The sequence below is a fragment of the Natronospira bacteriovora genome, from assembly GCF_030848495.1.
GTDB classification, from domain to species: Bacteria; Pseudomonadota; Gammaproteobacteria; order Natronospirales; family Natronospiraceae; genus Natronospira; species Natronospira bacteriovora.
Genome location: NZ_JAVDDT010000005.1, coordinates 212,803 through 227,003, shown reverse-complemented (window position 1 = coordinate 227,003; position 14,201 = coordinate 212,803). Strand labels below are relative to the sequence as shown.

Below are 14,201 nucleotides of genomic sequence, written 5' to 3'. Positions count from 1 at the left end.
ATACTCCCAGCGCCCCGACACCTTCTAACGCCCGCACTCAGCACTCAGCACTCAGCACTCAGCACTCAGCACTCAGCACTCAGCACTCAGCACTCAGCACTCAGCACTTCCCTCCCCCCCCATGGGGCCCCCCATTTGGTGGATTGTTGCTTCCAGGGTTTTAAGTGAAATTGAACCTGCCGAATGAAGGAAAATTTGTTCGTGGCTTTAGGCGGGTTTATCGGAAGATCCAGCGTTTTTCCGTCGCTCCCCATGGCCACGAGTAACGCTTGCGAGATTCGGAGCCCTGGGTTATCCCCCTTTTAGCGCAGGGTTCCGATGCGAAGCCCCCGAGACATACCTCGGGGGCTTTTTTGTGTCATCCCGCCGGTAAGGGGCGCCGTAATTGGGATTCCTTCCGCCCATTGCGCAACTCGACCCGCGCCTTCCGGAAGACGCCGAGATCCCATCGCTACCATCCACCACCCAATCAGGCTCGGCATTGGGAAGGAAAAACCAGCCAGCCATCCCGTGGGGGGCCCCATATGGGCGGTTGCGGCCCATGTGGTGATCTTCGAGACTGCTGGTGTATTCCTCCCTTTTCCAAAAGGGTGGACTCAATGAGAGCGTAAAGGGAGTAGAGCATGAACATGATCAGGGAGAAACGCACTTACCTCACGGTACTGGCGGGTTCGTTGGCACTGGGGCTTTCAGGCTGTCTCAGCTCTTCCAGCGACAGCGATTCGGACACCACGCCGGAACCGGATGTTTTCACCGTCGCCGGTGATCTGAGCGGTCTTGGGCCGGGAAGTCTGACACTCAGCTTCAACGGCGAGGCAATCGTCCTTGACGAAGACGGCAGTTTCACCGTCGCCGACGGCGTTGAGGAAGGGACGGACTTTGAGTTCGAAGTGTCCGAAGCGCCTGCGGATCCTTATCAGGCTTGTGACGTGAGCCCTGCCAGCGGCGTGGTGAACGACGATGTGAACGTCACTGTGACCTGCCTGACACCGGTGAAGGTATCGGGTCGCCTGTCGTTGCCGGACCCGGAAGACACCACCGTCACGTTGCACGCGGGCGATGAAAGTTTTAATGCCAACGCGGATGCGGATGGCGAATTCGTGCTGGAAGCCGACCTGGCCGATGCCTGGGGCTTCCTGCGGGTGGAAACGGCTGAGGGTGAAATCCATTTCCTCTCCGAGATCGGCACCCTGCCCGGCCTGCTGGATAATCGTGACATCCCGGTCGAGGATGACCGCAATCAGCTGGGTGAATCCGTCACCGGTCGCGTGAATCTCAACGCCCTGAATACGGCCATCTCGGGTCAGCTGTCCTGGTTCAACGACCACCAGGCCTTCGTGGAGCATGAAGAGCTGGTGGACGCCGGTCGTCGCCTTCTGTCCCAGGAAGCGGCCAATGTGGGTGGCGCCTTGCGCATGGTGGCGTATGGTGAAATTGACCTGCCCGAGTGGGCGGACAACACCCTGGATGTTGCCGTGATGCTGCCGGAGGCCCTGGAATGGCTTCAGGAAATCCGGGAGGCCGAAGAAGGGGCCTCGTCGAGCATGATCGCGTCGACGGACAAGGTGACAACGAACAAGCAGCTGGATATTCACAGCGAGCCGGGCATGCAGGCTGGTGAGCCCAAGGGCATCAAGAGCGGCAGCGGTGGCCTTGATGACAGCACGGCGTCTGCCATGGGTGAAGCCACGGTGTCGGATGGCGGCTTTACGGCTGTCCCCGAATTTCTGTTCACTTCCGGTGGGCACAGCTGGGGTCGTGGCGTGTACGCCTCCAAGCTGGATTTCCTCGCCTCGGAAGTTTGGATGCGTGAAACCAACGGCTGGACCACCAACGGGATCTATTCCCTTTCCGGGGGCGACCTGGTAATGGATTTCGCCGGATCCGATCCCATACACGTGTCCACCTACGGTTGCGAGGACGAGAACGGCGACATGCAGGTCTGTGAAATGCTGACCTACTATGAGGATGCGCGCATCGAACGCATCATGGATGGCCTGGCGGGCGATCTGGTGCGCCGCTTCGCCACCACTCGCCGCGAGTTCCCTGATGATCCGAACCGGAGCACGGAAACCGGTACCAGCGAGATCTTCGTCAGCCTCATGACTCGTGATGACAACATCGAGCTGGACGTGGACCAGGTGCCTGGCACCCTGGCCATGTCCCTGCCGCCGGAACGGTACTGGGACTCCGAGGCCACCCTCAATCCTCCGCGTCAGGTCTCCGATCTTTTGAGTCTGGCAACCGGCGGTACCGGAAGCATGCAGCTGTACGGTGATGACCTGGTCTGGGACGTGCGCAGTGATGGCCAGCTGGAAATCCGGCCCAGTGGTGCGTCCGAGCGGTTCGAGGGTTGGTTGATCGAGGGCAGCGCCGATGGTGAGGGCGTGATGATCGTGGAAAGCCGTCACGATGAGTCCGCCATGATCACGGCCGATATCGTGATGCGCAAGGACCCGAATCTGTTCATGAACCTGAGCGATATCGAGGGTCAATGGGAACTGTGGAAAGGGCAGGACCTGCACTTCGATTCCGCCTGGATTCTGGATTACAACCGGAGTAACGACCCGGACATTGCCCATCTGGGCAATGTGGTCACTTCGGATACGCCTGAAACATCATGGGCGGTCAACAACCCCTGGTCCATCGCATTCGCTGGCGACGCCGCCAACCCGGTGATCCGCCTGGCAAGCTGCCTCGAGAATACGCCTGACGGTATGCAGCGCCTGCCGATTCCTTTCCTGGATGATCCGAACAACGCCCCGGCGGACTGTGACCTGTTTGTCCGCACGCGGGAATGGCAGATCATTCGTGAGGAAGATGGGCGTCTCTACATGACCGAACAGCAGCGTTGGGTGTTGTTCCCGGATGGAAATGGCGACTGGGGTGAGTGGGAAACCATCCATGACACCATCCGTTACTACGAGTACGTGGGTGACGCCGAGTATTGATCGCCATTGGATGTAAGGAAGGATCGAGCCCCCGGCCACACGGCCGGGGGTTTTTTCATTGTCCCGCCGATCAGGCGGGACCGCTCCCGTAAGGGAGCTCTTGCTTTGTCGTAGCTTCGTGGTTTCGAGATGGATGTGGTGCATCCGAAGACACCACGCTGGCCGGCGTCTGGCTGTCTGTGGAAACCTCTCGCTTGCGCTTCCCTCGGCGCGTAGCGCTGCTACGCACCTCAGTCCAGCGCGGCGCGAGAGGCTCCCACAGCCACCCAGCCACTCGGCCTCCCACCTGATCTGCGGGACTTGGGCCCTTTTCAATCGGCCGTAGCGCTGCTACGCCTTTCAGCCCAGCCCGGCGCGAGAAACCACCTGCACCACCCAGCCATTCGGATTCCCCCCGGGTCTGAGGGCCTGGATCAGGCGGGGCGATGAATCGTGAACCGGAGGGCGGGCCGTGCTGGCTGTTGTGGGAGAGGCTTTAGCCTCGATGGGTGCTTTCGGATGGCAATGATCGAGGCTGAAGCCTCTCCCACAGCAGGTGCCACGGTTCCGTCTAACGCCGTCTTACGATTCACTCGGAAAAGCCGATTACGACTACGACTACGATTACGCTCACGACCGACGCGGCCCACTCAGCACTCAGCACTCAGCACTAAAAACCTACCCTGACATCCCTGGCCGGTTGATGCGGTCCGGGTTGGCGTAGCGTGCCAGGACGAAGGCCAGAACGATGGCGGGTGTGCCGATGCCGGCGGTGATGATGAAGAACCATACCCAGTCCACGGCTTCGGCCAGGACGCCGGTGAAGCCGGCCAGAAACTGCCCCGGCAGGGTCATGAGGGAACTGAACAGGGCGTACTGGGTGGCAGTGTAGGCCGTGTTGGTGAGGCTGGACAGGTAAGCAATGAACACGCCGATGGCCAGGCCACCGGTGATGTTGTCGGCGATGATGGCGATCACCAGGCCATAGGTCTCCGGGCCGATGGTGGCCAGCCAGGCAAAGGTCAGGTTGGTGGCCGGGGCCATGAAAGCGGTGAAGATGAGCATGCGGGTGACGCCGAAGCGGGCTACAAGAACCCCGGCCATGGCGGCGCCGGTGAGGGTCATGGCCAGACCAAAGGCCCCGGTGATGTTGCCGATCTGACTTAGGCTGAAGCCGAGGTCCCGGTAGAAAGGCTGGGCCATGACCCCCATGAAGATATCGCTGATGCGGAAGGTGGCCACGAAAATCAGAATAACCAGGGCCATGGCACCGAAGCGTTTCATGAAATCGGCGAAGGGGCAGATGACCGCGCCGATGAACCAGGCGAGGAAATCCCGCAGTGCCCCCTGGTGGCGGGTGGTGGCGAGATAGTCCGCCACCCGCTGCTCCATGGACAGGGTCATGCGGTCCACCACCACCTCCGGTTCCCGAATGATCAGGGTGGTGCTGATGCCCACGCCCATGAGCAGGGCCATGGCGCCGTAGGCAATGGTCCAGTTGGAAAAGCCGGCAATGTTCAGGGCCCCGGCAATGGCAATCAGCATGGCCACCCGGTAACCGCCCACATAGGTGGCCGCCATGGCCCCCTGGCGTTCCCGCTTCACCGCCTCCACCCGGTAGGCATCGATGGCGATGTCCTGAGTGGCGGAACCGAAGGCGGTCATGATGGCCAGACCGGCCACCAGCCAGAGATTCTCCGTGGGGTCGGTGATGGCCATGCCGAACAAGCCGATGGCAATGGTTACCTGGGCGGCCAGCATCCAGCTGCGCCGGCGCCCGAAGATCCTTGTCAGTACCGGCAGCTCCAGGCGATCCACCACCGGCGCCCACAGCACCTTGATGGAATGGGCCATCCCCACCCAGGACAGAAAACCAATGGCCGCCAGGTCCACCCCCAGATCCCGCAGCCAGGCGGTAAAGGTCGCCCCGACCAGCATCAGCGGCAGGCCGGCCGAGAAGCCGAGGAAGGCCATGCCCACCACCCTGGGATGGCCGTAGACCTTCAAAGCCTGGAAGAGATTGCGTTCGGTGCGGATCTCGTGCTGCTGGGTGTCAGCCATTGAATGTCCTGGGTGCGTGGCTAGTTGCGGGTCAAATCCCGGATGTCGGGATCGTACTCCAGAATCAGCGGGGCGTGGTCGGAGAAGTTTTCCGCCGTGTAGATTTCAGCGTCCTTGATCAATTCAGCCACCGGCGGGGTGACCACATGGTAATCAATGCGCCAGCCCACGTTCTTCTCCCGGGCCCGGCCGCGCTGTGACCACCAGGTGTATTGCTCGTCTTCCTGGTTGACCACACGAAAGCCGTCCACCCAGCCGGCGGGACCGAAGAGTTCATCCAGCCATTCCCGCTCCTCGGGCAGGAAGCCGGAATTCTTGAGATTGCCCTTCCAGTTCTTGATGTCCCTGGTGGTGTGGGCAATGTTCCAGTCGCCGCAGATGATGTACTCGCGCTTGCGCTTGCGCATCTTCTTCAACAGCGGCATGAAGCGATCCATGAAATCGAACTTTACCTGCTGGCGTTCCTCCTTGGCCGAGCCGGACTGCACATAGATGGAGGCCACGGAGAGCTTGCCGAAGGTGGCCTCGATGTAACGCCCCTCGGCGTCCACGTCCTCAAAGCCTTCCCCCAAACCGATCTGCACCTTGTCCGGTTTCTCCCGGCTGTAGATGGCCACACCGGAGTAGCCCTTCTTTTCGGCGTCGTGGAAATAGGCGTGGTAGCCCGGCGGCTGGAAAGGCTCGCCCTCCAACTGATGCACCTGGGCTTTCAGTTCCTGCACACAGACGATGTCGGGCTGGACCCGCTCCATCCAGTCGAAGAATCCCTTGCGGGCGGCGGCGCGGATGCCATTGGCGTTGAAGCTGACGATTTTCATGGGGGTTGATTCTGGGTTGGGTGGAGTCAAAGGGGGGGATGATAACTGGCTGGGCCCTCGGCTGCGAGGGCCAGGAGCAAGGAGCAAGGAAAAACCGGCTAAGGGGGGCTGTTGTGGGAGAGGCTTTAGCCTCGACTGGTGCCATCAGAAGGCACTTTTCGAGGCTAAAGCCTCTCCCACAGCAACCTGCAACTGTTTCGCCTTTTGCTCCTTGCTCCATGCTCCTGCCAGGCCCTCCCCGGCCTGATAAAATGCCCCCCAACCCAAAATCCACCCCAAAACGAACCGAATCCCCCATGTCCGACTACAAATCCGAATTCCTCCAGTTCGCCCATGACCGCGATGTACTGCGTTTCGGCGAATTCACCCTCAAATCCGGGCGGGTGAGCCCCTATTTCTTCAATGCCGGCCTGTTCAACACCGGCGCGGCGCTGCACCAGCTCGGGCAGTTCTACGCCCGGGCCGCGGTGGAATCCGGGATCGATTTCGACATGATCTTCGGCCCGGCCTACAAGGGCATCCCCCTGGCCACCGTCACCGCCGCGGCCCTGGCCGCCGAGCACGGGCGGGACGTGCCCTACTGCTTCAACCGCAAGGAAGCCAAGGCCCACGGCGAGGGCGGCAGCCTGGTGGGCGCGCCGCTGAAGGGCCGGGTACTTATCGTGGACGACGTGATTACTGCCGGCACGGCCATCCGCGAGGCGGTGGACATCATCCGCAGCGCCGGGGCCGCTCCGGTGGGCGTGGTGATCGCCCTGGATCGCCAGGAAACCGGCCCCTCCGGCGAATCGGCCATTCAGCAGGTGGAGGCCGAGTACGGCATGCAGGTGGCCTCCATCGTGACCCTGGATGACCTGATGAAATGGCTGCCGGAGACCGGCGAATGGGCCGCTCATCGGCAATCCGTACAGGCCTATCGGGAACGCTACGGAACCGCCTGAGAAGGCCTGTTGTCACTGCTACACTGGGGGCAGAAATTCCCACCTTTCCCTGTGATGTCAGGAGGCAGGCAACCATGTTTCGACGCAGCACGGCAATCCTAGTCATGGCCTGTCTGGCGGCGCCCGGCGCCGCCCTTGCCCAGCTCTACAGCTGGACGGACGAAGAAGGCAATGTGCATTACGGCGACAGCATTCCGCCGGAGTACCGCGATCAGGAGCAGCGGGTTCTGCGTGACGGCCTGGAAGTGGAGCGCATTGATCGGGCGCTGACCGAGGAAGAACGCGAAGCCATTCGCCGCCAGCAGGAAATGGAAGCGGAGGCCGAGCGGGCCGCCGCCCTGCAGGCGGAGCAGGATCAGCGCCTGCTGCGTTTGTACGGTTCGGTGGAGGAGATCGAGCGCCTGCGGGATGACCGCGTTGCCGGCCTGCAGTCACAGATCCGCCTCACCGCCAATAATCTGGAAGACCTGGAGCGCAATCTGGAGCGCGTCGAAGAGAGCATCGAGCGCTATGACGACCGTGAAGACGATGCCCCCGATCACCTGCTTCGCCGCTACGACGACCTGGCCCGCCAGATCAGCGACCATCAGCGTCACCTGATGGAGCGGGAAGACCAGATGGAACAGGTTCGCGCCCGCTTCAATGCCGAAATCGAACGCTTTACCGAGCTGCAGGAGGAGCGGCAGCGGTAAAAAAACCTTTGGCCGCGAAAAGAAAAAAGTTAGCCACAGATGGACACGGATAAACGCAGATGTGGGGTCGTGTTTGCTTAGAGGCCGTGCCGCTTCGGCACGGCCTTACTGATTGTGGGGATAGAAAAAGCGGATCACGAAATAAACACGAAATGGACACGAGATAAGGCCTGGCAGGACGGGTGCTGACAGCCCGCTGTGGGAGCGGCTTTCAGCCGCGATAACAATCAATCGGTTGGCAAGCCCGTCTGTTGAAACCCCCTGTAGGCGCGGATGAATCCGCGCCTACAGGTGACATTGGGAATTTGGCGTGCCAACCGGGTGATTGTTATCGCGGATAAATCCGCTCCCACGGTGCCAGTAGATGGGCCGTGCTATCCCCAGGCACGACCCCTCCGAAGCAGCACGGCCTTCCACCCAGCACGGCCCCACATCTGCGTCCATCCGTGTTCATCTGTGGCCAATATTCTTTCCGCCTTTATCTCGTCTCCATTTCGTGTCCATTTCGTGGTCCCAAAAACCTACCGCCGTCCGGAATGCCCGAAGCCCCCAGCCCCGCGCTGGCTTTCCTCGAAGTCTTCCACCACGTCGAAGCCGGCCTGGACCACGGGCACGAAGACCATCTGGGCGATGCGTTCGCCGGGTTCGATGGTGAAGGTAGTCTGCCCCCGGTTCCACACCGAGACAAAGACCTGGCCCTGGTAGTCGGAGTCGATCAGCCCGGTCAGGTTGCCGAGCACGATGCCGTGCTTGTGGCCCAGGCCCGAGCGGGGCAGCAGCACCGCGGCGAGATCGGCATCACCAATGTGAATCGCAAAGCCCGAGGGAATCAGCTCGGTCTGCCCGGGCTTGAGCTCGATGGGCCCGTCAATGCAGGCCCGCACATCCATGCCGGCCGAGCCTTCGGTGGCGTAGTGGGGCAGCTCGAATTCACTGCCCAGGCGCTTGTCGAGGATTTTCAACTGAATTCTGTGCATGGGTTCTCCGGGGAAAGCATTTAGCCGCGAAATGGACGCAAGATGAACGCGAAATATAAAGACAAAAAAATTTTTAGCCACAGATGAACACGGATGGACGCAGATGTGGGCCGTGCTTAGTGGGCCGCCGTGCCGCTTCGGTGGGGCCTTGCTTACTGATGGCTGAAATCAATTGGACCACGAAATGGACACAATATGGACGCAATATTAAAGGCTGGCGTGGCGGGTGCTGACGGCCCCCTGTGGGAGCGGCTTTCAGCCGCGATCAAGCCTTCTACGGCCAATTAACCATCGGTGACACGCGGCCTTTATCGAAGCCGACACAATCTCCCGCTCCGTATTCTCCGTGGATCCTCTGTGTTCCCTGTGTAAAAACAGACCGGCTCGGCTTCGGCACCTCACTTTCAGGGAACAGCCGGCGTGCCAGCCGAAAAATTGTAATCGCGGCTGAAAGCCGCTCCCACAGGGGCGCGGTCAGCACCCGCCCTGCCAGGCCTTATCTCGTGTCCATTTCGTGTTCATTTTGTGGTCAATATTCTTTCAAGCCATCTTCAGGCACGGCCCCTCCGGATCAGCACGGCGGCTCACCCAGCACGGCCCCACATCTGCGTTCATCCGTGTCCATCTGTGGCTAATAATCTTTTCAGGTTTTATCTCGTGTGCATTTCGTGGTCACGCTATTGAATCCTGTCGGCAATCACCGCCAGCAGTTTGCCGGCCAGTTCGCGTTTGCTGCCGGCGCCGAGGGGGGTGCTGCCTTTGGCATCGAGCAGGAGCAGTTCATTGTCGTCACGATCGAAGCCGCGATCGGCGCCGACCTGGTTGGCGGCGATGAGATCGAGCTGCTTCTTCTCGAGCTTCTTGCGGGCGTTGGCTTCCACGTCGTTGGTTTCGGCGGCGAAGCCCACGGTGAAGGGGCGGTCCTTTTTCATGGCTGCCACGCCGGCGAGGATGTCGGGGTTTTCCACCAGCTTCATGCCGGCCAGCTCATCGCCGCTGTCCTTCTTCAGTTTGCGCTCGGCGGTTTCGGCCGGGCGGTAGTCGGCCACGGCGGCGGCGGCGATGAAGACATCGGCGTTGGGGGCCAGCGTCATGACCGCTTCCTGCATCTGGCGGGCGGATTCCACGTCTACCCGCTCCACGCCGGGCGGGGTGGACAGACTCACCGGGCCACTCACCAGCAGCACCTTGGCCCCGGCGCGCGCGGCGGCCTCGGCAATGGCGAAGCCCATGCGCCCGGAAGAGCGGTTGCTGAGATAGCGCACCGGGTCCACTGCCTCGCGGGTGGGGCCGGCGGTGATGAGCACGGTCTTGCCGGCCAGCAGTCCCGGGCCGCCCCGGTCCAGCTCGGCAGCAATCTCGGTCGGTTCCACCAGCCGGCCGGTGCCGGATTCGTTCTCGGCCATGGCTCCGTCGGCCGGGCCGATGAAGGCCACACCACGCTCGCGCAGGGTGTTCACATTGGCCTGGGTGGCGGGGTGTCGCCACATCACCGGGTTCATGGCCGGGCAGAGGGTGATGGGGGCTTCCGTGGCGAGACAGATGGTGCTCAGCAGGTCATCGGCGCGCCCCTGGGTGAGGCGGGCGATGCAGTCGGCGGTGGCCGGGGCAATGACGATCCGGTCGGCCCAGCGGGCCAGCTCGATATGGCCCATGGTCATTTCCGCGTCCCGGTCCCAGAGGTGGGTACGCACCGGCCGATGGCTGACCGCCTCGAAGGTCAGGGGCGTGACAAAGGCCTGGGCCCCCTCGCTCATCACCACCTGCACGGTGGCGCCACGCTCACGCAGGCGCCGCACCAGATCGGGCGCCTTGTAGGCCGCGATCCCGCCGGTGACGCCGAGGAGTATGTTCTTGCCGTCCAGATGGGCCATGCCGTTTCCCGGTGTATTGATGTCTGGGACGAATTGTAGCCGCCGGGGGTGGGGGAACGCACCTGTCCCTAAAAAATCGTTGTCGTTGTCGTTGTCGTTGTCGTTGTCGTAATCGTAGTCGTAATCGGCTTTTCCGAGTGAATTGTGAATGGAAGTTCTGAGTTCTGAGTTCTGAGTGCTGAGTGCTGAGTGCTGAGTGCTGAGTGGCGGCGGTAGAGGGTGTCGGGGCGCTGGCGGTGCTGCGGCTTCGAAGGTGAGGTGTGAGGCGTAAGGCGTAAGGCGAAAACCCGAAGCCTTGCGGCTTCCGCGCTTTGCGCGTGTCAGGCCGGCCTGCGGCCGGCCGTTGGGCGCCAAAGGCGCCCCGCCTTTCACCTCACTCCTCACGCCTCACACCTCACGTTCGGAGTCGGCAAACGGGCGGTGGCACCAGCGCGGATAAGGGCACCGGTCGAGCGTTTATCGAGGCTAAAGCCTCTCCCACAGGCACGGCTCCGATCAGCGCCGACTTCCGATTCACGTTTTACGTTCACTCGGAAAAGCCGATTACGATTACGACTACGATTACGATTACGACCGGCACTGCCTACTCAGCACTCAGCACTCAGCACTCAGCACTCAGCACTCAGCACTCCTATTCCCCGCTTTCCTGCATCAACGGCAGGGGCACATGCAGACAGGCGCAGATCACTCGAAGCAACTCCGCTTCGGCGGCGACGGTTTCGCCGGCGTGCTGGACGACGGTGACCAGGGCGCGGGTGAGCAGGCCCTTGTCGCGCATGCGCAGCTTATCCAGGGTATCCAGAGCCGCGTCCAGGCGCTCGTGCCAGTTCTCGCGCAGGGCATGGGTTTCGCTGGGGGACAGGTTGAGGACTTTCATGCCGGCGCTCATGGCGGCCACGGCCTGCTCGCTGTCGGGGTGGCCGTGGTGGGCGAGGATGCGCAGGAGATCGTTGACTGCGGGTACCGCGTCACGGATCTGCTTGCGGCCGGAGGGCCGGGCCCGTTCCGGTTCGCGGGCATCCTCAATGTGTTTCTTCAGCAGGCGGCCGAGGGCGTATTCGAAGGCACTGACCTGGCCATCGGCGTGGATCAGGGCCTCACTCAGGGCGAGCAGCTGGTCCAGATCCCGGGCCGGGCGGTTGCGGATGGCGGGCCAGCACATCTCGAACAGGGGCAGGCGCTGTTCGGGGCCGAGATCCCTGCCGGCTTCCAGCAGGGTGCGGACCTGGCGCTCGCTTTCCGAGCCCAAATGCTCGGCGATCAGCTGCAGCTGGCGCTGGCGGATCGACTCGTCCTCGGAAAGCAGCAGGCCGCAGATGACTTCCATGGCCCATTCATTGGAGTGGGCGGCCCGTTCCAGCGGACGCGGGATGGCGGAGGCCAGCAGAACGGCGGCCAGGATCTGGCCGAGGCCGGGCTGGCCGATGCGCTCGATCAGATTATCCGGATCCAGCAGCCGGCCGGCGGCGCCCCGCGGACGATCCCGTTTTTCCTCTTCCTCGGCCATTTCCCGTTCGGCGTTCTTCGCCTGGCGGTGGCGCTCCATCTCCTCGCGCACTTCCCGCAGCTGTTCCGGGCGAAAGCTGGGGTCCACTGCCTGGATGCGCTCAATGATGGGCGGATGGGTGGACAGCATCTGACTGGCGAAGTTGCTGGCAAACAGCATGTGGCCGACTTCCTCGGTATCCGCCTTCAGGTAGGAGCCGGAGGTGGAGGCGGCGATCTTCTTCAGCGCCCCGCCAATGCCTTCGGGATGGCGGGTGAACTGCACCGCCGAGGCATCGGCCAGGTATTCCCGCTGGCGGGAGACGGCGGCCTTGATCCAGCGGCCGAAGAATACCCCCACATAGCCGATCAGCATGATGGCAAGCCCGAGAATCACGATGCCCCCGGCATTGCGGTTTCGCGCCCCGCGCGCCGAGTGCATGAGGATGCGCCCCACAATGGTCAGGGCCAGGATGCCGAAGAGGATGCCAATGAGGCGGATGTTGAGGCGCATGTCGCCATTGAGGATATGGGCGAACTCATGGGCCACCACGCCCTGCAGCTCGTCCCGGTTGAGGGTCTCCAGGGTGCCTCGGGTGACCGCCACGGCGGCGTCCGAAGTGGAGTAACCGGCGGCGAAGGCATTGATGCCCATCTCCTCTTCCAGCACGAAGATATGGGGCACCGGCACGCCGGAGGCAATGGCCATTTCCTCCACCACATTGCGCAGGCGTCGCTTGAGCGGATCGCGGGTGTCCGGCTCCACCAGGGTGCCCCCCAGTTCCCGCGCCACCACACTGCCACCGGCCCGCAGCTTCATGCTGCGCACCAGGCTGGCCATGCCGATCAGGGCACCGGTGAGGAAAGACACCGTGGCAATGACCCCGACATTGGCCATGAAGAAATCCGCCGACCAGAAATCCGGCTGCTGCAGATGCCCATCGGTGCTGCCGTAAGTGACCAGGCCGAGCACCAATACATTGATCGCCACAATGATGGCCAGCACAGCCAGGGTAAACAGCACCACCAGCTTGCGGGTCTGGTTACGGGCCTTGTCCTGATGTTCAAAGAAGTTCATGGCAGGGTTCCTGGTGAAAACATTGGGCCGCTAAATGGACGCTAAATGAAAAAAACGAAAATCTATTTTGAGCCACAGATGGACACAGATAAACGCAGATGTGGGCCGTGCCGGGTGAGCCGCCGTGCGGCTTCGGTTGGGCCGTGCTTACTGTGGGCTGAAAGAATTGGACCACGAAATGGACACAAAATGGACACGAGATGAAAGTGTTGAAAACATTTGGCCGCGAAATGGACGCAAAATTGAAGGCTGGCACGGCGGGTGCTGATAGCCCGCTGTGGGAGCGGCTTTCAGCCGCGATCGAGCCTTCTAACGCCAACCCGCCTGCAGCGACACGCGGGCTTCATCGGAGCCCCCACAAACATCCCGCTCCGCGTTCTCCGTGGATCCTCTGTGTTCTCTGTGCCACCACCCCCCGGCGTGGTCCCCGCACCGAACCATCAGCAAACAGCCGGCGTGCCAACCGAGGGATTGAAATCGCGGCAGGAATGCCGCTCCCACAGGGGGGGGCGGTCAGCACCCGCCTTGCCAGGCCTTATCTCGTGTCTATTTCGTGTTCATTTCGTGGTCAATATCTTCCAAGCCATCCGCAGGCACGGCCCCTCCGAAGCCGCACGGCGGCTCACCCGGCACGGCCCACATCTGCGTTTATCTGTGTCCATCTGTGGCCAATAATCTTTTGTCTTTTAATTTCGCGTCCATCTTGCGTCCATTTCGCGGCGCTTTTTTCCGGACTTAACTGAAATTCACCTTCACCGCTTCGCGCTTGGCCGGGTCTTCGATGTCGAGCAGTTCGGCGTACTTGAAGTTGAACATGCCGGCGACAATGTTGTTGGGGAAGGCTTCGCGCTTGTTGTTGTACTGCATGACAGCGTCGTTGAAATGCTGGCGGGCATAGGCCACCCGGTTTTCGGTGCTGACCAGTTCCTCGGAGAGTTGCTTCATGTTCTCGTTGGCTTTCAGGTCCGGGTAGTTTTCGGACAGGGCGAACAGGCGGCCCAAGGCACCGGACAGGCCCTGCTCGGCCTGGCCCAGCTGCTTCATGGCATTGGGATCGGTGGGGTCGGCCTTGGCCTGCTTGAGCTTTTCCACCGCCTGGGTGCGTGCCCTGGTCACCGCTTCCAGGGTTTCCCGTTCATGCTTCATGTAGCGGTCAGCCACATTGACCAGGTTCGGGATCAGGTCATGGCGACGGGTGAGCTGTACGTCAATCTGGGCAAAGGCGTTCTTGTAGCGGTTGCGTGCCACGATGAGTGCGTTGTAAGTGACGATGGCAAACAGCACCACCAGCACGACAATGCCGATAATGATCCAGGTTTCCACGGTGTTTCCCCTCGGTATTCGG

The 14,201-nt window shown here is 61.8% G+C and carries 9 protein-coding genes; 3 read left to right on the top strand and 6 right to left on the bottom strand.

The window, feature by feature from the left end:
• The first annotated feature begins 623 nt into the window (after positions 1-623).
• Entirely contained in the window at positions 624-2,951 is a 2,328-nt protein-coding gene (locus tag RBH19_RS09480; RefSeq protein WP_306728603.1) for a hypothetical protein, read from the top strand.
• A 657-nt stretch (positions 2,952-3,608) separates the two neighbouring features.
• On the opposite strand, the gene RBH19_RS09475 is transcribed toward RBH19_RS09480, so the two are convergent.
• Together RBH19_RS09475 and RBH19_RS09470 are read right to left on the bottom strand one after the other, a co-directional pair.
• Positions 3,609-4,991, bottom strand: a complete 1,383-nt coding sequence (locus RBH19_RS09475; protein WP_306728602.1) for an AmpG family muropeptide MFS transporter — start codon at positions 4,989-4,991, stop codon at positions 3,609-3,611.
• Positions 4,992-5,011: 20 nt separating this feature from the next.
• Positions 5,012-5,809 carry an exodeoxyribonuclease III gene (locus RBH19_RS09470; RefSeq protein WP_306728601.1) on the bottom strand — a complete coding sequence of 266 codons (798 nt, stop codon included), beginning with the start codon at positions 5,807-5,809 and terminating at the stop codon, positions 5,012-5,014.
• A 296-nt stretch (positions 5,810-6,105) separates the two neighbouring features.
• Between RBH19_RS09470 and pyrE the strand changes: the two genes are divergently transcribed.
• Positions 6,106-6,750: an orotate phosphoribosyltransferase gene (pyrE, locus tag RBH19_RS09465; protein WP_306728600.1), complete on the top strand. Its 645-nt coding sequence runs from the start codon at positions 6,106-6,108 to the stop codon at positions 6,748-6,750.
• 74 nt (positions 6,751-6,824) lie between these two features.
• Positions 6,825-7,442 (top strand): DUF4124 domain-containing protein, encoded by a 618-nt coding sequence (locus RBH19_RS09460; protein ID WP_306728599.1) that lies wholly within the window; start codon positions 6,825-6,827, stop codon positions 7,440-7,442.
• Positions 7,443-7,963: 521 nt separating this feature from the next.
• Here RBH19_RS09460 and dut read toward each other — a convergent pair.
• The 4 genes from dut to RBH19_RS09440 form a co-directional block, all read right to left on the bottom strand.
• On the bottom strand, positions 7,964-8,419 hold the full coding sequence (dut, locus tag RBH19_RS09455; protein ID WP_306728598.1) for a dUTP diphosphatase: 456 nt from the start codon (positions 8,417-8,419) through the stop codon (positions 7,964-7,966).
• Between the two features lie 677 nt (positions 8,420-9,096).
• Positions 9,097-10,293 carry a bifunctional phosphopantothenoylcysteine decarboxylase/phosphopantothenate--cysteine ligase CoaBC gene (coaBC, locus tag RBH19_RS09450; protein ID WP_306728597.1) on the bottom strand — a complete coding sequence of 399 codons (1,197 nt, stop codon included), beginning with the start codon at positions 10,291-10,293 and terminating at the stop codon, positions 9,097-9,099.
• Between the two features lie 631 nt (positions 10,294-10,924).
• Positions 10,925-12,856 (bottom strand): M48 family metallopeptidase, encoded by a 1,932-nt coding sequence (locus tag RBH19_RS09445; RefSeq protein ID WP_306728596.1) that lies wholly within the window; start codon positions 12,854-12,856, stop codon positions 10,925-10,927.
• Positions 12,857-13,591: 735 nt separating this feature from the next.
• On the bottom strand, positions 13,592-14,179 hold the full coding sequence (locus RBH19_RS09440; protein WP_306728595.1) for a LemA family protein: 588 nt from the start codon (positions 14,177-14,179) through the stop codon (positions 13,592-13,594).
• Between the last annotated feature and the right edge of the window lie 22 nt (positions 14,180-14,201).